This is a genomic window from Pseudomonas sp. OTU750018, assembly GCF_011636575.1.
Taxonomy (GTDB): domain Bacteria; phylum Pseudomonadota; class Gammaproteobacteria; order Pseudomonadales; family Pseudomonadaceae; genus Aquipseudomonas; species Aquipseudomonas peli.
In genome coordinates this window covers 542,195-563,645 of sequence record NZ_JAAPAU010000001.1, presented here as the reverse complement: position 1 = coordinate 563,645, position 21,451 = coordinate 542,195, and the positions used below count along the sequence as shown (strand labels likewise).

Below are 21,451 nucleotides of genomic sequence, written 5' to 3'. Positions count from 1 at the left end.
CGTCATGGAAAAGACCAAAGACGGTAGTCCGTTCGCCGTGCCACGGCATGTGGCGATCATCATGGACGGTAACAATCGCTGGGCGAAGAAGCGTCTGCTGCCCGGCGTGGCCGGTCATAAAGCCGGTGTCGATGCGGTGCGTGCGGTGATCGAGGTTTGCGCCGAGGCGGGCGTCGAGGTGCTGACGCTGTTCGCCTTTTCCAGTGAAAACTGGCAGCGCCCGGCCGAGGAAGTCAGTGCGCTGATGGAGTTGTTCCTCAGTGCACTGCGCCGCGAGGCGAAGAAGCTCAATGCCAATGACATCAGCCTGCGCATCATTGGTGATCGCTCACGCTTTCACCCTGAGTTGCAGGCCGCGATGCGTGAGGCTGAAGCGCAGACTGCTGGCGACAAACGCTTTGTCCTGCAGGTGGCGGCCAACTATGGCGGTCAGTGGGATATCGCTCAGGCGGCGCAGCGTTTAGCCCGTGAAGTTCAAGGCGGTCATTTGCGTGCCGAGGACATCACTCCCGAATTGCTGCAGAGCTGCCTGGTAACCGGCGATTTGCCGCTGCCGGATCTGTGCATTCGCACCGGTGGCGAACACCGCATCAGTAATTTCCTGCTCTGGCAGCTGGCTTACACCGAGCTGTATTTCTCCGACCTGTTTTGGCCGGATTTCAAACACGACGCCATGCGCAAAGCCTTGGCCGATTTTGCTAGCCGCCAGCGTCGCTTTGGGAAAACCAGCGATCAGGTGGCTGCTGAGGCCCGTAGCTGATGCTCAAACAACGAATTATCACGGCGCTGGTGCTGTTGCCATTCGCCCTGGGTGGCTTCTTTCTGCTCAATGGCGCGCTGTTTGCGCTGTTTATCGGCGCAGTGGTCAGCCTGGGTGCCTGGGAATGGGCGCGTCTGGCAGGTTTTACTGCGCAGGTGCAGCGAGTGGCCTACGCCGCGCTGGTGGCCGCGCTGTTGTTCGGTTTGTATTTGCTGCCCGCCTTGGCGCCTTGGGTGTTGTTGCTTGGGGTTGTCTGGTGGGGCGTGGCGACCTTTCTGGTGTTGGGTTATCCAGCCAGCAGCCGTTACTGGACGCAGGCTCCGGTGAGATTACTGATCGGCTTGCTGATTCTGCTGCCAGCCTGGCAGGGCCTGGTGCTGTTCAAGCAGTGGCCTGAAGCGAATTGGCTGATTCTGGCGGTGATGGTGCTGGTATGGGGCGCGGATATCGGTGCCTATTTCGCCGGTCGGCGCTTCGGCAAGCGTAAGCTGGCCCCGCAGGTCAGCCCCGGTAAAAGCTGGGAAGGGGTGTTTGGCGGTCTGTTGGCTACTTTGCTGATCTGTGTGGGTGTGGCAATTTACCGTGACTGGTCGTTTGCCAGTCTGTTGCTGGGCTTGATCGGTACCGCCGTGGTGGTGTTGATCTCGGTTGTCGGCGACCTGACCGAAAGCATGTTCAAGCGCCAATCCGGGGTTAAGGACAGCAGTAATCTGCTGCCTGGCCACGGCGGCGTGCTAGATCGTATCGACAGCCTGACGGCGGCAATCCCGGTGTTCGCTGCGTTGTTGTGGCTGGCGGGTTGGGGCGCGCTGTGAGTCATCCGCAGCAGATTACCGTGCTGGGGGCGACCGGCTCGATCGGTCTGAGCACCCTTGATGTCATCGCTCGCCATCCAGAGCGTTATCAAGTATTCGCGTTGTCCGGTTTCAGTCGTCTGACTGAGCTGGAGGCGTTGTGCATGATCTACCGTCCACGCTTTGCTGTGGTGCCGCAGGCTCTGGATGCCCGCCACCTGCAAGACGGTCTGCGTGCAGCTGGTCTAGCTACTCACGTGCTGCATGGCCCGGAGGGGTTGTGTGAAGTGGCAGCGCATCCTGAAGTGGATGCGGTGATGGCTGCTATCGTCGGTGCGGCAGGCTTGCCGCCGACCCTGGCCGCCGTTGAGGCTGGCAAGAAGGTGCTGCTGGCAAATAAAGAAGCCCTGGTGATGTCGGGCGCGCTGTTTATGCAGGCTGTGCGCAAAAGCGGCGCTGTGCTGTTGCCCATCGATAGTGAGCACAATGCGATTTTTCAGTGCCTGCCGGGTGACTACTCCCGCGGCCTTCAGCAGGTTGGCGTGCGGCGTATTCTGCTGACCGCCTCGGGCGGGCCCTTTCGCGAAATGCCGCTGGAACAGTTGCATGCGGTCACCCCCGAGCAGGCGTGCGCTCACCCCAACTGGTCGATGGGGCGCAAAATCTCGGTCGACTCGGCGAGCATGATGAACAAAGGCCTGGAGCTGATCGAGGCCTGCTGGTTGTTTGATGCTACCCCGGCGCAGATTGAAGTGGTGGTGCATCCGCAGAGCGTGATCCATTCGCTGGTCGATTATGTCGACGGTTCGGTGCTGGCCCAATTGGGCAATCCGGATATGCGTACGCCGATCAGTCATGCTCTGGCCTGGCCAGAGCGAATCGACTCGGGTGTTGCGCCGCTGGATCTGTTCGCCATTGCTCGGTTGGACTTCCAGGCGCCTGACGAACAGCGCTTTCCTTGTCTGCGCCTGGCGCGTGATGCTGCGCAAGCCGGCGGTACCGCGCCAGCCATGCTCAATGCGGCCAATGAAGTGGCGGTTGCGGCCTTTCTTGAGCGACGCATCCGCTTTCCCGAGATCGCGAGTATCATCGAAGACGTTTTGCTCGCTGAGCCCGCCCTGGCGGTTGAGAGCCTGGATACGGTGCTGGCTGCAGATGGTCGGGCCCGCTATCTGGCCGAACAATGGCTGAGTCGGCGCTGATCACCGACGCGGAGAAGTTTGATGAGTGCGCTTTATATGTTGGTCGGTACCCTGGTTGCACTGGGTGTGCTAGTAACCATCCACGAATATGGGCACTTCTGGGTCGCCCGCCGATGTGGCGTCAAGGTACTGCGGTTTTCCGTCGGTTTTGGCAGCCCGCTGCTGCGTTGGCATGACCGCCAGGGCACTGAGTTTGTCGTGGCCGCCATCCCGCTGGGCGGTTATGTGAAGATGCTCGATGAACGCGAAGGCGATGTGCCGCCGGAGCTGCTTGATCAGTCGTTCAATCGCAAGTCAGTCCAGCAGCGTATTGCCATCGTGGCGGCTGGTCCGGTGGCGAACTTCCTCCTAGCGCTACTGTTCTTCTGGGTTGTGGCGATGCTGGGCAGCCAGCAGGTGCGCCCGGTTATTGGCGCGGTCGAAGCGGGCAGTCTGGCAGATATCGCTGGTTTGCAGGTCGGGCAGGAGATTGTTGCGGTTGACGGCGAGCCCACCACCGGCTGGGCTGCGGTAAATCTGCAGCTGGTTAGTCGGCTGGGTGAGAGTGGTCGGCTGGATCTCGCGGTACGCGAGCCGGGTTCCTCGGTCGACAGTCCTCGGCAGATCGTCCTTGATAACTGGCTGCGCGGTGCCGATGAGCCAGATCCCATCTCCTCATTGGGTATTCGTCCTTGGCGTCCGGCTCTGCCGCCGGTCCTGGCGCAGCTTGATCCTGAAGGTCCGGCATTTGCTGCGGGCTTGCAGGTTGGCGATCGCCTGCTTGCGCTCGACGGTCAGTCTTTGGCCGATTGGCAGCAGCTGGTGGATCAAGTACGTGGCTTACCGGGTAAAAAGATTAGTTTACGGGTAGAGCGCCAAGGTCAGCAGCTGGATGTGCCGTTGACTCTGGCTGCTCGCGGTGAAGGTGAGGCGCTCAGTGGTTACCTGGGTGCTGGTGTTGCGGGTGGCGAATGGCCGCCTGAGATGTTGCGCGAAGTCAGCTATGGCCCATTAGAAGCCATCGCCGAAGGTGCCAAAAATACCTGGACAATGAGCGTTCTGACCCTTAATTCACTGAAGAAAATGCTGTTTGGCGAGCTCTCGGTAAAAAACTTGAGCGGGCCGATAACCATTGCTAAAGTGGCGGGCGCTTCTGCTGAGTCAGGTTTGAGTGATTTTCTTAAATTTCTCGCCTACTTAAGCATTAGTCTGGGGGTTCTTAATTTGTTGCCTATCCCCGTGCTGGATGGGGGGCATCTGCTTTTTTATCTGGTCGAGTGGGTGCGTGGTCGCCCGCTGTCGGAACGGATACAGGGTTGGGGGATGCAGATCGGCATCAGTTTGGTCATCGGGGTGATGCTACTGGCCCTGGTAAACGACTTGGGTCGCCTGTAACCACTGCTGAATTACGCTCTCGGTACGAACAATACGTGTCGCACTAAGCGGCAGATTTTTTATTGTCAGTTGGAATAAGAAAGGACTTCATGAAACGTCTGCTGCTACCTGCGGTGCTTGCCGCACTGATGATCACCGAAGTTCACGCCGAGTCCTTCACCATCTCCGATATCCGGGTCACCGGTCTGCAGCGCGTTTCCGCGGGTAGCGTATTCGGTGCCCTGCCACTTAATGTGGGCGCGCAAGCCGATGACCGTTCGCTGGTTGAGGCGACCCGCGAACTGTTCAAAACCGGCTTTTTCCAAGACATTCAGCTCGGTCGCGATGGCGACGTACTGGTTGTGACCGTGGTTGAGCGTCCGTCGATTTCCAGTATCGAAATCGAAGGCAACAAGGCCATCACCAGCGAAGACTTGCTCAAAGGTCTCAATCAGTCCGGTCTGTCGGAAGGTGAGATTTTCCAGCGCGCAACCCTTGAAGGTGTGCGTAATGAGCTGCAGCGTCAATACGTTGCGCAGGGCCGCTATTCCGCCGAAATCGAAGCCGAAGTGATTCCGCAGCCGCGCAACCGCGTAGCGCTAAAGATCAATATCAATGAAGGCTCCGTTGCTGCAATTCAGCATATCAATGTGGTGGGTAACTCAGTCTTTGCTGATGAGGACCTGATTGACCTGTTTGAGCTGAAGACCACCAACTGGCTGTCCTTCTTTAAAAACGATGACAAGTACGCCCGTGAAAAACTTTCCGGCGACTTGGAGCGCCTGCGTTCCTATTACTTGGATCGCGGCTATATCAATATGGATATCAGCTCGACTCAGGTATCCATTACCCCGGACAAAAAACACGTCTATGTCACCGTCAATGTCGACGAAGGCGAGAAGTACACCGTACGTGAGGTCAAACTAAGCGGTGAACTGAAGGTTCCGGAAGAAGACGTGCGGGCCCTGCTGCTGGTTCAGGAAGGTCAGGTTTTCTCGCGGAAAGTGATGACCACCACATCCGAACTGATCACCCGCCGTCTGGGTAATGAAGGTTATACCTTTGCCAACGTTAACGGCGTACCAGAAGCCCATGATGACGGCACTGTGTCGATTACCTTTGTGGTTGACCCGGGCAAACGAGCTTACGTTAATCGCATCAACTTCCGCGGTAACACCAAGTCGGAAGACGAAGTGCTGCGCCGTGAAATGCGTCAGATGGAAGGTGGTTGGGCTTCGACGTACCTGATCGATCAGTCCAAGACCCGTCTTGAGCGTCTGGGCTACTTCAAGGAAGTTAACGTCGAAACTCCACAGGTGCCAGGCACCGATGACCAGGTTGACGTTAACTACAGCGTGGAAGAGCAGGCTTCTGGCTCCATCACCGCCAGCGTTGGTTTTGCCCAGAACGCCGGTCTGATTCTCGGTGGCTCGATTACCCAGAACAACTTCCTGGGTACGGGTAACAAGGTCAGCGTCGGCTTGACTCGCAGCGAGTATCAGAGCAACTACAACTTTGGTTTTGTTGACCCCTACTGGACGCCAGATGGCGTTAGCTTGGGCTACAACGCCTTCTTCCGTGAAACCGATTACGACGAACTGAACACCGATGTATCTAGCTACTCGGTGGATAGCTACGGCGTCGGCGCCAGTATCGGCTATCCAATCAGTGATACTTCGCGCCTGACCTATGGTCTGACCGTGCAGAACGACAGCATCGGTACTGGTGTTTATACAGTTGATGAGATTTTCAACTTTATCGAGGAAGAGGGTGACAGCTACCTGAACCTCAAGGCGTCGATTGGCTGGTCTGAATCCACTCTGAACCGTGGCGTGCTGGCTAATCGCGGTCACTCGCAAAGTCTGGTATTCGAAACCACGGTGCCGGGCAGTGACCTGTCGTTCTTTAAGGTGGATTACCGCGGTCAGGTCTTCAAGCCACTGAGCGACACCTATACCCTGCGTCTGCATAGCCAGCTGGGTTATGGCGAGAGCTATGGCTCTACTTCCGATCTGCCGTTCTACGAGCACTACTACGCGGGTGGTTTCAACTCGGTACGTGGTTTCAAAGACAGCAGCCTTGGGCCGCGTAGTACGCCGAGCCGTGGTACTAACCCTGGTACAGCCTTCGACCCTGATCAAGACCCACTGCCCTTTGGTGGCAACGTACTGATTCAAGGTGGTGCTGAGCTGCTGTTCCCCATGCCGTTCGTCAAGGACCAGCGTTCCCTGCGTACTGCACTGTTTTGGGATGTGGGTAACGTCTTCGACACCAATTGCGGCAAGTCGCAGGAAGAGTGCGGCAGCATCGATCCAGGCAACTTGGCCAGCTCTGTGGGGGTTGGTTTGACGTGGATCACAGCCCTGGGCCCGTTGAGCTTCAGCTTGGCCATGCCAATCATCAAACCGGATGATGCTGATACGCAGATTTTCCAGTTCTCTCTCGGTCAGACGTTCTAAGCGTCGGATTTTTGAATACCAACAGTTTTGTAGGAGTTGCACCGTGCGTAAGTTGACTCAACTGGTTTTGTTAAGCGTTGCCCTGCTGGCAACCCCGGCTTTTGCCGAGATGAAAGTAGCGGTACTGAACTACCAAATGGCCTTGCTTGAATCTGACGCAGCCAAGCGTTACGCCGTGGATGCCGAGAAGAAATTTGGCCCGCAGCTGAACAAGCTGAAAACTCTGGAAAGCGACGCCAAGCGCATTCAGGACCGTCTAGTTAAAGACGGTGAAAAAATGCAGACCGCTGAGCGTGAGCGCCTGGAGCTTGAATTCAAGCAAAAAGCTCGTGACTTCCAGTTCCAGTCCAAAGAACTGAATGAGTCTAAGGCCGTGGCTGATCGTGAAATGCTGAAAAAGCTCAAGCCGAACCTGGACAAGGCCGTGGAAGAAGTGATCAAGACCGGTAACTTCGACCTGGTGCTGGAGCGCGGTGCGGTGATTGATGTCAAACCTCAGTTCGACATCACCCGCCAGGTTATTGAGCGCATGAATCAGCTGCGCTGATCATGAGTGCAACGGTTTATACCCTTGGCCAGTTGGCCGATCGTCTGGGCGCCACCTTGCGTGGCGCCTCGGACAAGCCGATCAGCGGCTTGGCTACCTTGCAGGAAGCCGGCGCTGATCAGCTGAGTTTTCTCGCCAATGCGCAATACCGTAAGTTTCTCTCGGGCTGCCAGGCTGGCGCGGTGCTGTTGGCCGCCGCAGATGCTGAAGGCTATGCCGGCAATGCCTTGGTCGTTGCTAATCCTTACCTGGCGTATGCCGAGCTTTCCCATCTATTTGACCGTAAGCCCCAGGCTATGCCTGGCGTGCACCCCACTGCAGTGGTGGCTGCGGATGCTCACGTTGATGCGAGTGCCAGTATCGGCGCCTATACGGTGATCGAAAGTGGCGCGCAAATCGCTGCCGGTGTAACCGTCTGCGCGCAGTGCGTTATCGGTGCGCGCTCGGTGATTGGCGAGGGTGGTTGGTTGGCTCCGCGAGTGACGCTGTATCACGACGTGAGCATTGGCAAACGGGTGGTTATTCAATCTGGCGCGGTGATCGGCGGTGAGGGCTTCGGCTTTGCCAACGAGAAGGGCGTGTGGCAAAAGATCGCGCAGATCGGTGGGGTGACTATCGGTGATGACGTCGAGATAGGTGCCAATACCACCGTTGACCGTGGCGCACTCTCAGATACGCTGATTGGTAATGGAGTGAAGCTGGATAACCAGATCATGATCGCGCACAACGTGCAGATCGGCGACAACACGGCTATGGCCGGTTGCGCGGGTATTTCCGGCAGCACCAAGATCGGCAAGAACTGCATGATCGCAGGCGGAGTGGGCATGGTTGGACATATCGAGGTGTGCGACAACGTGTTCGTCACCGGTATGACCATGGTCACTCGCTCGATAACCGAGCCGGGCTCCTATTCGTCGGGCACTGCCATGCAGCCAGCGGCTGAATGGCGCAAGAGCGCGGCACGGATTCGTCAGTTGGATGACATGGCGCGACGCCTGCAACAGTTGGAAAAGCAGCTGGCCGCCGTGACCCCAGCTGCCGACACTTCATCTGATGCCTGAGCCGGTGTTTGCCGGCTTCTCTTTTTTCTCTTACAGGCTTCTCTGCACATGATGGACATCAACCAGATTCGCGAATACTTGCCGCACCGCTATCCGTTCCTTTTGGTGGACCGGGTGGCTGAGCTGGATATTGAAGGCAAGCGAATTCGCGCCTACAAGAATGTCAGCATCAATGAGCCGTTCTTTAACGGGCATTTTCCTGAGCACCCGATCATGCCGGGTGTTTTGATCATCGAAGCCATGGCTCAGGCCGCCGGCATTCTTGGCTTCAAGATGATGGATCTGAAGCCCTCCGATGGCACACTGTATTACTTTGTCGGCTCCGACAAGCTACGCTTTCGCCAGCCAGTGGTGCCGGGTGATCAACTGATCCTCGAAGCCCGCTACCTGAGCAGCAAGCGCAGCATCTGGAAGTTCGAGTGCAAAGCTAGCGTCGACGGCAAGGAAGTCTGCTCGGCAGAAATCATCTGTGCGGAACGCAAGCTATGAGTTTGATTGACCCTCGCGCCATCATCGATCCCAGCGCCAAGTTGGCTGACGACGTCGTCGTCGGCCCTTGGTCGATAGTTGGGGGCGATGTAGAAATTGGCGAGGGTACAGTGATCGGCCCCCATGTGATCCTCAAGGGGCCGACGCGGATCGGTAAGCACAACCGCATCTATCAGTTCTCCTCGGTGGGTGAAGACACCCCCGATCTCAAGTACCAGGGTGAGGCGACTCGACTGGTAATTGGCGACCACAACGTGATCCGCGAGGGTGTCACCATCCACCGCGGCACCGTGCAGGATCGCAGTGAAACCACCCTTGGCGACCACAACCTGATCATGGCTTATGCCCACATCGGCCATGACAGCGTGATCGGTAACCATTGCATCTTGGTCAACAACACTGCGTTGGCCGGGCATGTGTGGGTCGATGACTGGGCGATTCTCTCCGGCTACACCCTGGTCCATCAGTTCTGCCGTATCGGTGCGCACAGCTTTTCCGGCATGGGCACGGCGATTGGCAAGGATGTACCGGCGTTTGTCACTGTGTTTGGCAATCCTGCCGAAGCGCGCAGCATGAACTTCGAAGGTATGCGCCGTCGTGGTTTCAGCGCTGAGGCGATTGCCGCCTTGCGCCGTGCCTACAAGATCGTCTATCGCCAGGGCCTTACGGTTGAGCAGGCGATGGCCGAGCTGGCCGAGTCGTCCGCAGAGTTCCCCGAAGTCGCGATCTTCCGCGACTCCATTCAGGCTTCAAGCCGCGGCATTACCCGATAATTTATGACTGACCTGATGCGTGTCGCGCTGGTCGCCGGCGAGGCGTCTGGCGATATTCTCGGTGCGGGCCTGATGCAGGCCCTCAAAGCCCAATACCCACAGATCGAATTTATCGGTGTCGGTGGCCCGCTGATGCAGGTCCAGGGGCTGAATTCCTATTTTCCGATGGAGCGCTTGTCGGTGATGGGCTTGGTCGAGGTACTTGGCCGCCTTCCCGAACTGCTGTCACGGCGCAAGCGGCTGATCAACACCTTGATCGAGGCCAAGCCGGACGTGTTTATCGGCATCGATGCGCCGGATTTCAACCTGACCCTGGAGCTCAAGCTGCGTCAGGCTGGCATCAAGACTGTGCATTACGTCAGCCCGTCTGTGTGGGCCTGGCGGCAGAAACGCGTTTTGAAGATTCGCGAGGCCTGCGACCTGATGCTGACCTTGTTTCCGTTCGAGGCGCAGTTCTATCAGGACCATCAGGTGCCGGTGCGTTTTGTCGGCCACCCGCTGGCCGATACCATTCCGCAGCAGGCGGATCGCGCTGCGGCCCGTGATGCGCTGAATCTATCTCATGATCAGCCGGTGGTTGCCCTGATGCCGGGCAGCCGTGGCGGCGAAGTGTCGCGCCTGGGCAGCCTGTTTCTCGATGCCGCCGTGCGGTTGCGCACTTTGCGCCCCGGTATCCAGTTTGTCCTGCCCTGTTCCAGCCCGGAGCGCCGTGCGCAGCTTGAGCAGATGCTGGTTGGCCTTGATCTGCCGCTGACCTTGCTCAATGGCCGTTCCCATGAGGCGCTGGCGGCCTGTGATGCGGTGTTGATCGCCTCCGGTACGGCGACCCTTGAGGCCTTGTTGTACAAGCGGCCGATGGTGGTGGCATACAAGGTTGCGCCACTGACCTATCGCATCCTCAGGCGCCTGGTCACCAGTGCCTATATCTCCCTGCCGAATCTGCTGGCTGAGCGTTTGCTGGTACCTGAGATGATTCAGGACGCTGCCACGCCTGAAGCATTGGCTCACTTGCTGGCGCCATTGCTGGATGGCGGCGAGGTCCAGACCGAAGGCTTTGATGTGATTCACCGGGCGCTGCGACGTGACGCCTCGGTGCAAGCGGCCCAGGCTGTGCTGCAGCTGACAGGGCGCGGCTGATGCAACTCGGGCTGGATTTCACTCTGGTGCAGGAACTGGTGGCCGGCGTCGATGAAGTCGGCCGTGGCCCGCTCTGCGGCGCTGTGGTGACGGCAGCGGTGATTCTCGATCCGGCGCGGCCTATTCTCGGCCTGAACGATTCGAAAAAGCTGACCGAGGCGCGTCGGGAAAAACTCTTCGACGAGATTCGTGAAAAAGCCCTGGCCTGGTGCATCGCTCGTGCCGAGGTGGAAGAGATCGACCAGCTGAATATCCTGCAGGCCACCATGCTGGCCATGCAGCGCGCGGTCGAGGGCTTGAGCGTCACGCCCAAGCTGGCGCTGATCGATGGCAATCGCTGCCCGAAACTGCAGGTGCCCAGCGCTGCGGTGATCAAGGGCGATAGCCAGGTGCCGGCGATTGCTGCGGCGTCGATCCTGGCCAAGGTCAGTCGTGATCGCGAGATGCAGCTGCTTGATCAGCAATACCCCGGTTACGGTATCGCCGGGCACAAAGGCTATCCCACCCCGGTACACCTGGAAGCGCTACGGCGCCTGGGGCCGACCCCTATTCACCGGCGCTCTTTTGGCCCGGTACGTGCGTTGTTGGACGACTGACACAACGCTGGCGAAATTCCCTCGTTATCCTGTGCCCGGTAGCGCTTGTCGCGCGCTGCTGCGGTTGTACAATCCCTGCCTTGTCGTTTTTGCGTTTTGTATAGGACTGCCATGACCGCTTCGTTTGTCCACCTGCGTTTGCACACCGAGTTTTCCCTGGTCGATGGGCTGGTGCGGGTCAAGCCACTGATCAAATCGGTGGCGGCAGCCGGAATGCCGGCGGTAGCGGTTACCGATATGAGCAATATGTGCTCGTTGGTGAAGTTCTATAAGGCGGCCATGGGCGGCGGGATCAAGCCGATCTGCGGCGCCGACATCTGGCTGGCCAGTGCCGATGAAGATGGCCCGCTCAGCCGCATGACCCTGCTGGCGATGAATGCCAAGGGTTATCGCAATCTCACCGAACTGGTCTCGCGCGGCTGGAGCGAAGGGCAGAGCAATGACCTGGTGATCATCCAGCGTGATTGGGTCAAGGAAGCGGCCGAAGGCTTGATTGCCTTGTCCGGCGCGAAGGAAGGCGAAGTCGGCCATGCCTTGCTTGATGGCGAGCCGGCGGCGGCTGAAGCCGTACTGCGTGAGTGGATGGAGGTGTTTCCCGAGCGCTTCTACCTGGAGGTGCAGCGCACCAACCGGGTCAATGATGAAGAGCATCTGCATGCCGCCGTCGCCTTGGCCGACAGGGTCGGCGCGCCACTGGTAGCGACCAACGATGTGCGCTTTATCAAGCAGGACGATTTCGCCGCCCACGAAACCCGCGTGTGCATCGGCGAAGGCCGCAGCCTGGATGACCCGCGCCGTCTGCGCACCTATTCCGATCAGCAGTACCTGAAAAGCCCGGAGGAAATGGCCGAGCTGTTCAGTGATCTGCCGGAAGCGCTGGAAAACACCATCGAGATCGCCAAGCGCTGCAATATCGAAGTGCAGCTGGGCAAGTACTTCCTGCCGGATTTCCCGGTGCCCGCCGGCCTGACCATGGACGAATACTTTCGCCAGGTCTCGTTCGAGGGCCTGGAAGAGCGCCTGGCTGTGCTCTGGCCAAAGGAAACCACGCCCAATTACGAAGAGAAACGTCAGGTCTATATCGATCGGCTGAATTTCGAGCTGGATATCATCATCCAGATGGGCTTCCCCGGTTACTTCCTGATCGTAATGGACTTTATCAAGTGGGCGAAGAACAACGGCGTCCCGGTGGGCCCTGGCCGTGGGTCGGGTGCCGGTTCGCTGGTGGCCTACGTACAGAAGATCACCGACCTCGACCCGCTGGCCTATGACCTGCTGTTTGAACGTTTCCTCAACCCGGAACGGGTTTCCATGCCCGACTTCGACGTCGACTTCTGCATGGACGGCCGCGACCGGGTAATCGATTACGTGGCCGAGAAATACGGCCGCAACGCCGTGAGCCAGATCATCACCTTCGGCACCATGGCGGCCAAGGCTGTGGTGCGCGACGTGGCGCGGGCCCAGGGCAAGTCCTACGGCTTGGCCGACCGCCTGTCGAAGATGATTCCTTTCGAAGTCGGCATGACCCTGGAAAAAGCCTACGAGATGGAAGAGCCGCTGCGCGACTTCCTCAAGGTCGACGAAGACGCCCGGGAAATCTGGGAAATGTCGCTCAAGCTCGAAGGCATCTGTCGTGGCACCGGCAAGCACGCTGGTGGTGTGGTGATCGCGCCAACCAAGCTCACCGACTTCTCGCCGATTGCCTGCGATGACGAAGGCGGCGGACTGGTCACCCAGTTCGATAAGGATGATGTGGAATCCGCCGGCCTGGTGAAGTTCGACTTCCTCGGCCTGCGTACCCTGACGATCATCAAGTGGGCGATGGAAACCATCAACCGCGAGCAGGCCAAGAAGGGCTTGCCGGATCTGAACATCGACTTTATCCCGCTGGACGACAAACCGACGTTCAGCATGCTGCAGAAAGCCGAGACCACCGCGGTGTTCCAGCTTGAATCACGCGGCATGAAGGAGCTGATCAAAAAGCTCAAGCCGGACTGTCTGGAAGACATGATCGCTCTGGTGGCCCTGTTCCGTCCGGGGCCGTTGCAGTCGGGCATGGTGGACGACTTTATCAACCGTAAACACGGTCGTGAGCCGATTTCCTACCCGCATCAGGACTACCAGTACGCGGGTCTGGAGCCGGTGCTGAAACCGACCTACGGCATCATCCTGTACCAGGAACAGGTGATGCAGATCGCCCAGGTCATGGCCGGCTACACCCTCGGTGGTGCGGATATGCTGCGCCGCGCCATGGGTAAGAAAAAACCCGAAGAGATGGCCAAGCAGCGCGGTGGCTTTATCGAAGGCTGCGCCAGCAACGGGATCGATGCGAACCTGGCGGGTAACATCTTCGATCTGGTGGAAAAGTTCGCTGGTTACGGCTTCAACAAATCCCACTCCGCTGCCTATGGCTTGCTTTCGTATCAGACGGCCTGGCTCAAGGCGCACCACTCGGCTGCCTTTATGGCGGCAGTGTTGTCGGCGGATATGCACAACACCGACAAGGTGGTCACCCTGATCGAGGAATGCCGCAGCATGAAGCTGCGCCTCGATGCGCCGGACGTGAACATCTCCGAGTTCAAATTCACTGTTAACAACGAAGGCTGGATTGTCTACGGCCTGGGCGCGATCAAGGGCGTCGGCGAGGGGCCGGTGGAGGCCATCGTCGAGGCGCGTCAGGACGGACCGTTCAAGGATCTGTTCGACTTCTGTTCGCGGGTCGACCTCAAACGCATCAACAAACGCACCCTCGAAGCGCTGATTCGCAGCGGTGCACTGGACCGTCTCGGTCCGCACTTCCATGAAGAGCTGAAAGCCTATAAGGCCAATATCGACCGTAATCGTGCGGTGTTGCTCGGTGCAATGGAGGAGGCCGTGCAGGCCGCCGAACAGACCGCGCGCAGCGCCGAGAGCGGGCATATGGACCTGTTCGGCGGAGTGTTTGCCGATGCCGAGGCGGATGTTTACCTCAACCATCTGCGCGCCCGTGAACTGACGCTGAAAGAGCGCCTCAAAGGTGAGAAAGACACCCTGGGCCTGTACCTGACCGGTCACCCGATTGATGAGTACGAAGGTGAGGTGCGGCGGTTTGCGCGCCAGCGCATCGTCGACCTGAAAGCCGCGCGCGGCGATCAGACGATTGCCGGCCTGGTGGTCAACCTGCGGGTGATGAAGAACAAGAAGGGCGACAAGATGGGCTTTATCACCCTCGATGACCGTTCCGGACGGATCGAGGCTTCCCTGTTTGCCGAAGCCTTCAATAGCGCACAAGCCTTACTGCAGACCGATGCTCTGGTAGTGGTCGAGGGTGAGGTGAGTAATGACGATTTCTCCGGTGGCCTGCGTCTGCGCGCCAAACGGGTGATGAGTCTGGAAGAAGCGCGAACCGGTCTGGCCGATAGCTTGCGTCTGAAGGTCGCCAGCAGCGCCTTGCAGGGTGATCGTCTGCGTTGGTTAGCCGACTTGTGTGGCCGTCATCGCGGTGCGTGCCCGATCACCGTCGACTACAGCGGCAGTGACGCCAAGGCGCAATTGCAGTTTGGCGAAGGCTGGCGCATTGAGCCGGCTGACAGTCTGATTCAGGCATTGCGTGACCAGTTCGGCCGCGACAACGTCTTTTTGCACTACCGCTGATTTGCGAGGCTCAGGCTTCGCCGGTCGGTCGTGATACCCAGTGGGTTCTGTATTGAAGGCTTTCGTACAGAACCGGGTGTCGACCTGAATGCGCCTGCTGCTATAAGGTAGGGCGCGATAACGGATACAGCTCCCGGCCACTTGGCCGTCGACGCAAGACGGATGACTATGAACCCGAATTTTCTCGATTTCGAACAGCCGATCGCCGACCTGCAAGCCAAGATCGAAGAGCTTCGCCTGGTCGGTAACGACAACTCGTTGAACATCAACGATGAAATCGCCCGCCTGCAGGACAAGAGCAGCTCGCTGACCGAAAGCATTTTCGGCAACCTGAGCAGCTGGCAGATCGCCCAGCTGGCGCGCCACCCACGCCGTCCCTACACCCTGGATTACCTGCAGCACATCTTTACCGAGTTCGATGAGCTGCATGGCGACCGCCACTTCTCCGACGACGCGGCACTGGTGGGCGGCGTTGCCCGTCTGGATGGTGAGCCGGTGATGGTTATCGGTCACCAAAAAGGCCGTGAGATTCGCGAGAAGGTGCGCCGCAACTTCGGCATGCCGCGTCCGGAGGGCTACCGCAAGGCGTGCCGCCTGATGGAAATGGCCGAACGTTTCAAGATGCCGATCCTGACCTTTATCGACACCCCGGGTGCCTACCCAGGCATCGACGCCGAAGAGCGCAACCAGAGCGAAGCCATCGCCTGGAACCTGCGTGTTATGGCGCGCCTGAAAACCCCGATCATCGCCACTGTAATCGGTGAGGGTGGTTCTGGTGGTGCCTTGGCGATTGGTGTGTGCGATCAGCTGAACATGCTGCAGTACTCCACCTACTCGGTGATCTCGCCGGAAGGTTGCGCCTCGATTCTGTGGAAAACCGCAGAAAAAGCCCCTGATGCCGCCGAGGCCATGGGCATTACGGCCGAGCGCCTGAAAGGCCTGGGCATTGTTGACCAGGTAATCGGTGAACCACTCGGTGGCGCCCACAGCGATCCGGCTGCTGCGGCCGAATCTGTGCGTCAGGCTTTACTGACGCAGCTGGCAATGCTCAAGACCTTCGATACCGACGCGCTGCTCAAGCGTCGTTATGAGCGTCTGATGAGCTACGGAATTGCCTGATTGCTCGGCAGCTGCGCATACAACGGGCCTTCGGGCCCGTTGTTGTTTTAAGCTTGGCAGATGACTCCTGTGCATATTCGTTTGCGTGATGCCCTGCAGCCCTGGCGTAGTGCCTCGGGCTGGTGTGTAGCCTTGTCCGGCGGGCTGGATTCCACGGTGCTGCTGCACCTGCTGGCCAGCCTCGCGCAACGCGAGGCATTGCCGCCTCTTTCCGCTATCCATATTCATCACGGTCTGCAGGCTGCGGCCGATGCCTGGCCGGCCCATTGCCGCGAGCTGTGCGCGGCTTTGTCCGTACCGCTACAGGTTGAATATGTTCAGGTCCTGCCTGGGGCGAGTCTGGAGCGTGCGGCGCGCGAGGCTCGTTACGCTGCTTTTGCGGCGCGCCTGGGGGCTGGTGAGGTACTGCTTACCGCTCAGCATCGCGATGATCAGGCGGAGACTCTGTTATTTCGCCTGTTACGCGGTGCCGGCGTGCAGGGTTTGTCGGCCATGCCGGTGAGTCGTGCATTGGGAGTGGGGCAGCTGGTTCGGCCGCTACTCAACTGCTCGCGCGATGAGCTGTTGGCTTATGCCTGTGAGCACAAGCTGGCCTGGATCGAAGATCCGTCAAATGCGGATGAGCGCTTCTCGCGCAATTACCTGCGCCGTCAGGTGTTGCCTGTGTTGCTCAGTCGCTGGCCGCAAGCCGCTACCAATATGGCTCGTAGCGCCGCGCACTTGAGTGAGGCCGCGCAGTTGCTCGATGAATTGGCGCAGCAGGATATAGCCGCCGCGCGGGTGTCAGCCGAGTTTGCCTGGCTGCGGTTACCAAATCTGGCACTGCCTACGCTGCGCAGTCTGAGTGAGCCGCGTCAGCGCAATGCCCTGCGTTACTGGCTCCGCCCGCTGACGGCGATGCCGGATAGCGAACATTGGGCCGGCTGGCAGGCGCTGCGCGATGCAGCGCCGGATGCTGCGCCAGTCTGGAAGTTGGCAGCTGGGGAGCTGCGCCGCAGTGATGAGCGGCTGTGGTGGTTGGCCGGCGACTGGCTGCGCTCTCCAGTACCGGTCAATGTGACGGTTCAAGACAATCAGCAGTTGGTATTGCCCGCCAATGGCAGTGTGCGAATTGATGGTCAGCTGCCTGCAGGCAACTGGCAGTTGGGCTATCGCCAGCCCGGTGACCAGATATTGTTACCTGGGCGCGGAAACCGCGACCTCAAGCGTTTATTCAATGAGTTGCGCGTACCGGCTTTTGTCCGTGATCGCCTGCCGTTGCTGCGTCTGGATAACCAGCTGGTGGCAATCGCCAATCTGCCAGGTATGCAGGGCGCCGCTGATGGCAGCTGGCAATTGCATTGGCAGCCACCGACGAATGATCAAGGTTTGAGCTGATAAGCCCTTTCCGGTAGACTACGCTCCCGTCTTACTACAGCTTTTGTTGACTCCCTTTGGGAATCGGCAGGGCTAGCTAATTGCGGTGTATTGCAATTGGCCGCTTCGGTATTCCTTCGCTTTCCCCGGCGGCATTGACCGCTTAAACGCAGACTTCTAGGGTTTTTCATGACGCGCTACATATTCGTCACGGGTGGTGTTGTTTCTTCATTGGGGAAAGGCATCGCCTCGGCTTCATTGGCGGCTATCCTGGAGGCGCGGGGCCTGAAGGTCACCATGCTCAAGCTGGATCCCTATATCAACGTCGATCCGGGCACCATGAGCCCGTTCCAGCACGGTGAGGTGTTCGTCACCCACGACGGCGCTGAGACCGACCTTGACCTGGGCCACTATGAGCGGTTTATCCGCACCACCATGACCCAGAACAACAACTTCACCACAGGCCGCGTCTACGAAGACGTGCTGCGCCGCGAGCGCCGTGGTGATTACCTGGGCGCGACCATTCAGGTCATCCCGCACATCACTGACGAGATCAAGCGCCGCATCATCAAGGGTGCTGGCGACGCTGACGTGGCCATGGTTGAAATCGGCGGCACGGTCGGCGACATCGAGTCGCAGCCGTTCCTTGAGGCGATTCGCCAGCTACGTGTGGAAGTAGGTGCCAAGCGCGCCATGCTGATGCACCTGACTCTGGTGCCGTATATCGCCACCGCTGGCGAAACCAAGACCAAGCCGACTCAGCATTCGGTGAAAGAGCTGCGCTCCATCGGCCTGCAGCCAGACGTGCTGATCTGCCGCTCCGACCACCCGATCGATATTTCCTCGCGCCGCAAGATCGCGCTGTTCACCAACGTTGAAGAGCGTGCGGTGATTTCCCTGGAAGACGTCGACACCATCTACAAGATCCCTGGTGTTCTGCATGCCCAGGGCCTGGATGATTTCGTCGTCGAGCGCTTTGGCCTGGAATGCAACGGTGCCGACCTGTCCGAGTGGGACCGCGTGGTCGATGCCAAGCTGAATCCGGAGCACGAAGTCACTATCGCCATGGTCGGCAAGTACATGGAACTGTTGGATGCTTATAAATCGCTGATCGAAGCGATGAGCCATGCCGGCATCCAGAACCGCACCAAGGTTAACCTGCGCTATATCGATTCCGAAGACATCGAGAACAAAGGCACTGCGCTGCTTGAAGGCGTGGATGCCATTCTGGTGCCGGGTGGTTTCGGCCTGCGCGGCGTGGAAGGCAAGATCAAGACCGTGCAGTACGCCCGCGAGAACAAGATTCCCTACCTTGGCATCTGCCTCGGCATGCAGGTGGCGGTGATCGAGTTCGCCCGCAACGTTCTGGGCTGGACTGATGCCAATTCCACCGAATTCGACACCGTAAGCACGCATCCAGTGGTCGGTCTGATCACCGAATGGCAGGATGCGACCGGCGTGACCGAGCAGCGTACCGATGCTTCCGATCTTGGCGGCACCATGCGCCTGGGCGCACAGGACTGCCAGCTGCTGTCCGGCTCGCAAGTGCATGCTTGCTACGGTAAGGATGTAATTGTCGAGCGTCACCGTCATCGCTATGAAGTGAACAACAACCTGCTGCCGCAGTTGATTGAAGCCGGCCTTAAGGTCACCGGCCGCTCGGGCGACGGCGCTTTGGTTGAAGTGGTAGAAGCGCCGGATCATCCATGGTTCGTTGCTTGCCAGTTCCACCCAGAGTTCACTTCGACTCCTCGTGATGGCCATCCGCTGTTCAGTGGCTTTGTCACTGCAGCGCTGACGCAAAAAGCCAAGAAGGCCTAGGGATATGGCGCAGAAAATCATCAAGGTTGGCGACATTGAAATCGCCAACGACAAGCCGTTTGTGTTGTTTGGTGGGATCAACGTCATTGAATCCCGCGATTTGGCCATGCGCGCCTGCGAGGAGTACGTGCGGGTCACCGAGAAGCTCGACATCCCTTACGTGTTCAAAGCCAGCTTCGACAAGGCCAATCGCTCATCTGTGACTTCATTCCGTGGCCCAGGCCTGGAAGAGGGCATGAAGGTCTTCGAGGAAATCAAAAAGACCTTCGGCGTGCCGGTGATCACCGACGTGCATGAGCCGCATCAGGCGCAGCCTGTGGCCGATGTCTGCGACATTATCCAGTTGCCGGCGTTTCTTTCGCGGCAGACCGATCTGGTAGTGGCCATGGCCAAGACCGGCGCGGTGATCAATATCAAGAAAGCCCAGTTCCTTGCGCCCCAGGAGATGAAGCACATTCTGGCTAAGTGCGAAGAGGCCGGTAATGACCAATTGATTCTCTGCGAGCGTGGTTCCAGCTTCGGGTACAACAACCTGGTGGTGGATATGCTCGGCTTCGGCATCATGAAGCAGATGAACTATCCGGTGTTTTTCGACGTGACCCACGCCCTGCAGATGCCAGGTGGTCGCGCTGATTCAGCCGGTGGTCGCCGTGCTCAGGTCACTGATCTGGCCAAGGCGGGCATGAGTCAGGGCCTGGCCGGTCTGTTCCTCGAAGCCCATCCGGACCCGGACAATGCCAAATGCGACGGCCCTTGCGCCCTGCGTCTGGACAAGCTGGAGCCGTTCCTCACCCAGCTCAAGCAGCTGGATGATTTGATCAAGAGTTTTGCGCCGATTGAGACTGCCTGAAACGGCAAATCTCCGGTAAAGTGCTGCATTGTATACAATCTGGCTAAATAGTCGGTGCATGTTGTGCGCTGGGTTAACCTTCAACGTGCAATGAGTGTGCAACTCGGTACTACCCTTTTCGTCAATTTTTTGGAGTGCTACACGCAATGGCAAAGATCGTCGACATCAAAGGCCGTGAGGTTCTCGATTCCCGTGGTAACCCTACTGTGGAAGCCGATGTAATTCTCGAAGGCGGTATCATGGGCAGCGCCTGCGCGCCGTCCGGTGCCTCCACCGGTTCGCGTGAAGCGCTGGAATTGCGTGATGGCGACAAGAGCCGTTACCTGGGCAAGGGCGTGCTGAAGGCCGTGGCCAACATCAATGGCCCGATCCGCGACCTGCTGCTGGGTAAAGATGCAACTGACCAGAAAGCCCTCGACCTGGCGATGATTGCCCTCGACGGTACCGAGAACAAAGCCACCCTGGGCGCTAACGCCATCCTCGCCGTATCCCTGGCCGCTGCCAAGGCTGCCGCTCAGGCCAAGGGCGTGCCGCTGTACGCACACATCGCCGACCTGAATGGCACTCCGGGCGTGTACTCGATGCCCGTGCCGATGATGAATATCATCAATGGCGGCGAGCATGCCGATAACAACGTCGATATCCAGGAATTCATGGTTCAGCCGGTTGGCGCGAAAACCTTCGCCGACGCACTGCGCATGGGCACCGAAATTTTCCACCACCTCAAAGCCGTGCTGAAGGCCCGTGGTCTGAGCACTTCGGTTGGTGACGAAGGCGGTTTTGCGCCGAACCTGGCGTCCAACGAAGACGCACTGGCTGCTATCGCCGAAGCCGTTGCCAATGCCGGTTATACATTGGGCGACGATGTCACCCTGGCGCTGGACTGCGCTTCAAGCGAGTTCTTCAAGGACGGCAAGTACGACCTCGCTGGCGAAGGTAAAGTCTTCAATGCCGAAGGTTTCGCCGACTACCTGGCCGGTCTGTCCGAACGTTACCCGATCATCTCCATCGAAGACGGCATGGACGAGTCCGACTGGGCTGGCTGGAAAGTGCTGACTGACAAGATCGGCAGCAAAGTACAGCTGGTGGGCGACGACCTGTTTGTAACCAACACCAAGATACTCAAGCGCGGTATCGACGAGTCGATCGGTAACTCGATCCTGATCAAGTTCAACCAGATCGGTACCCTGACCGAGACGCTGGAAGCCATCCAGATGGCCAAGGCTGCCGGTTACACCGCCGTGATCTCGCACCGTTCGGGTGAAACCGAAGACAGCACCATCGCTGACCTGGCAGTCGGTACTGCTGCTGGCCAGATCAAGACCGGCTCGCTGTGCCGCTCGGACCGCGTGTCCAAGTACAACCAACTGCTGCGTATCGAAGAGCAGCTGGCTGGCAAAGCACCTTACAAAGGCCGCGCCGAGTTCCGTGGTTGAACCCAGGCATGGTAAAAGAGGGGCGGCGCGAGTCGCCCCTTTTTCGTTCGGAAGCTTTTTACGCT

At 58.7% G+C, this 21,451-nt stretch carries 17 protein-coding genes; all 17 read left to right on the top strand.

Going from position 1 to position 21,451, the window contains the following annotated elements; translation table 11 throughout:
* Window positions 1-4 precede the first annotated feature (4 nt).
* The 17 genes from uppS to eno all read left to right on the top strand — a co-directional run bounded on the left by uppS (window position 5) and on the right by eno (window position 21,386).
* Window positions 5-760, top strand: coding sequence for a polyprenyl diphosphate synthase (uppS, locus tag HCI85_RS02795; protein ID WP_090248390.1), 756 nt, complete (start codon window positions 5-7; stop codon window positions 758-760).
* Window positions 760-1,575 carry a phosphatidate cytidylyltransferase gene (locus HCI85_RS02790; RefSeq protein ID WP_167141705.1) on the top strand — a complete coding sequence of 272 codons (816 nt, stop codon included), beginning with the start codon at window positions 760-762 and terminating at the stop codon, window positions 1,573-1,575. The genes uppS and HCI85_RS02790 overlap by 1 nt, the downstream gene beginning before the upstream one ends.
* Window positions 1,572-2,756 (top strand): 1-deoxy-D-xylulose-5-phosphate reductoisomerase, encoded by a 1,185-nt coding sequence (ispC, locus tag HCI85_RS02785; RefSeq protein ID WP_167141703.1) that lies wholly within the window; start codon window positions 1,572-1,574, stop codon window positions 2,754-2,756. The genes HCI85_RS02790 and ispC overlap by 4 nt, the downstream gene beginning before the upstream one ends.
* A 21-nt stretch (window positions 2,757-2,777) precedes the next feature.
* Window positions 2,778-4,130, top strand: a complete 1,353-nt coding sequence (gene rseP / locus HCI85_RS02780) for a sigma E protease regulator RseP (protein WP_167141701.1) — start codon at window positions 2,778-2,780, stop codon at window positions 4,128-4,130.
* 89 nt (window positions 4,131-4,219) lie between these two features.
* Window positions 4,220-6,568, top strand: a complete 2,349-nt coding sequence (gene bamA / locus HCI85_RS02775; RefSeq protein WP_167141699.1) for an outer membrane protein assembly factor BamA — start codon at window positions 4,220-4,222, stop codon at window positions 6,566-6,568.
* Between the two features lie 43 nt (window positions 6,569-6,611).
* Window positions 6,612-7,115: an OmpH family outer membrane protein gene (locus HCI85_RS02770; RefSeq protein WP_090248384.1), complete on the top strand. Its 504-nt coding sequence runs from the start codon at window positions 6,612-6,614 to the stop codon at window positions 7,113-7,115.
* On the top strand, window positions 7,115-8,176 hold the full coding sequence (gene lpxD, locus HCI85_RS02765) for a UDP-3-O-(3-hydroxymyristoyl)glucosamine N-acyltransferase (RefSeq protein ID WP_167144221.1): 1,062 nt from the start codon (window positions 7,115-7,117) through the stop codon (window positions 8,174-8,176). The genes HCI85_RS02770 and lpxD overlap by 1 nt, the downstream gene beginning before the upstream one ends.
* 48 nt (window positions 8,177-8,224) lie before the next feature.
* Window positions 8,225-8,665 carry a 3-hydroxyacyl-ACP dehydratase FabZ gene (gene fabZ / locus HCI85_RS02760; protein ID WP_160015687.1) on the top strand — a complete coding sequence of 147 codons (441 nt, stop codon included), beginning with the start codon at window positions 8,225-8,227 and terminating at the stop codon, window positions 8,663-8,665.
* Window positions 8,662-9,438: an acyl-ACP--UDP-N-acetylglucosamine O-acyltransferase gene (gene lpxA / locus HCI85_RS02755; RefSeq protein ID WP_167141698.1), complete on the top strand. Its 777-nt coding sequence runs from the start codon at window positions 8,662-8,664 to the stop codon at window positions 9,436-9,438. Before fabZ ends, lpxA begins: the two co-directional genes overlap by 4 nt.
* Before the next feature lie 3 nt (window positions 9,439-9,441).
* Window positions 9,442-10,575 carry a lipid-A-disaccharide synthase gene (lpxB, locus tag HCI85_RS02750; protein WP_167141696.1) on the top strand — a complete coding sequence of 378 codons (1,134 nt, stop codon included), beginning with the start codon at window positions 9,442-9,444 and terminating at the stop codon, window positions 10,573-10,575.
* Complete coding sequence (rnhB, locus tag HCI85_RS02745) at window positions 10,575-11,171, top strand: ribonuclease HII (RefSeq protein ID WP_167141694.1); 597 nt, start codon at window positions 10,575-10,577, stop codon at window positions 11,169-11,171. The genes lpxB and rnhB overlap by 1 nt, the downstream gene beginning before the upstream one ends.
* Before the next feature lie 111 nt (window positions 11,172-11,282).
* Window positions 11,283-14,804, top strand: a complete 3,522-nt coding sequence (gene dnaE, locus HCI85_RS02740) for a DNA polymerase III subunit alpha (RefSeq protein WP_167141691.1) — start codon at window positions 11,283-11,285, stop codon at window positions 14,802-14,804.
* A gap of 168 nt (window positions 14,805-14,972) precedes the next feature.
* Complete coding sequence (locus HCI85_RS02735; protein WP_090248373.1) at window positions 14,973-15,923, top strand: acetyl-CoA carboxylase carboxyltransferase subunit alpha; 951 nt, start codon at window positions 14,973-14,975, stop codon at window positions 15,921-15,923.
* Between the two features lie 60 nt (window positions 15,924-15,983).
* A complete protein-coding gene (gene tilS, locus HCI85_RS02730; protein WP_167141689.1) occupies window positions 15,984-17,300 on the top strand; it encodes a tRNA lysidine(34) synthetase TilS in 1,317 nt (438 codons plus the stop codon).
* 168 nt (window positions 17,301-17,468) lie between these two features.
* Window positions 17,469-19,100, top strand: a complete 1,632-nt coding sequence (locus tag HCI85_RS02725) for a CTP synthase (protein WP_160085125.1) — start codon at window positions 17,469-17,471, stop codon at window positions 19,098-19,100.
* Between the two features lie 4 nt (window positions 19,101-19,104).
* Window positions 19,105-19,950, top strand: a complete 846-nt coding sequence (kdsA, locus tag HCI85_RS02720) for a 3-deoxy-8-phosphooctulonate synthase (protein ID WP_167141687.1) — start codon at window positions 19,105-19,107, stop codon at window positions 19,948-19,950.
* Window positions 19,951-20,096: 146 nt separating this feature from the next.
* Complete coding sequence (gene eno, locus HCI85_RS02715) at window positions 20,097-21,386, top strand: phosphopyruvate hydratase (protein WP_167141685.1); 1,290 nt, start codon at window positions 20,097-20,099, stop codon at window positions 21,384-21,386.
* The last annotated feature ends 65 nt before the right edge of the window (window positions 21,387-21,451 follow it).

Bases quoted from the DNA above. Each gene is read 5' to 3' on its own strand.
- uppS (WP_090248390.1), top strand. From the start codon at position 5: ATGGAAAAGACCAAAGACGGTAGTCCGTTCGCCGTGCCACGGCATGTG.
- HCI85_RS02790 (WP_167141705.1), top strand. From the start codon at position 760: ATGCTCAAACAACGAATTATCACGGCGCTGGTGCTGTTGCCATTCGCC.
- rseP (WP_167141701.1), top strand. From the start codon at position 2,778: ATGAGTGCGCTTTATATGTTGGTCGGTACCCTGGTTGCACTGGGTGTG.
- bamA (WP_167141699.1), top strand. From the start codon at position 4,220: ATGAAACGTCTGCTGCTACCTGCGGTGCTTGCCGCACTGATGATCACC.
- fabZ (WP_160015687.1), top strand. From the start codon at position 8,225: ATGATGGACATCAACCAGATTCGCGAATACTTGCCGCACCGCTATCCG.
- lpxA (WP_167141698.1), top strand. From the start codon at position 8,662: ATGAGTTTGATTGACCCTCGCGCCATCATCGATCCCAGCGCCAAGTTG.
- lpxB (WP_167141696.1), top strand. From the start codon at position 9,442: ATGACTGACCTGATGCGTGTCGCGCTGGTCGCCGGCGAGGCGTCTGGC.
- rnhB (WP_167141694.1), top strand. From the start codon at position 10,575: ATGCAACTCGGGCTGGATTTCACTCTGGTGCAGGAACTGGTGGCCGGC.
- dnaE (WP_167141691.1), top strand. From the start codon at position 11,283: ATGACCGCTTCGTTTGTCCACCTGCGTTTGCACACCGAGTTTTCCCTG.
- HCI85_RS02735 (WP_090248373.1), top strand. From the start codon at position 14,973: ATGAACCCGAATTTTCTCGATTTCGAACAGCCGATCGCCGACCTGCAA.
- tilS (WP_167141689.1), top strand. From the start codon at position 15,984: ATGACTCCTGTGCATATTCGTTTGCGTGATGCCCTGCAGCCCTGGCGT.
- HCI85_RS02725 (WP_160085125.1), top strand. From the start codon at position 17,469: ATGACGCGCTACATATTCGTCACGGGTGGTGTTGTTTCTTCATTGGGG.
- kdsA (WP_167141687.1), top strand. From the start codon at position 19,105: ATGGCGCAGAAAATCATCAAGGTTGGCGACATTGAAATCGCCAACGAC.
- eno (WP_167141685.1), top strand. From the start codon at position 20,097: ATGGCAAAGATCGTCGACATCAAAGGCCGTGAGGTTCTCGATTCCCGT.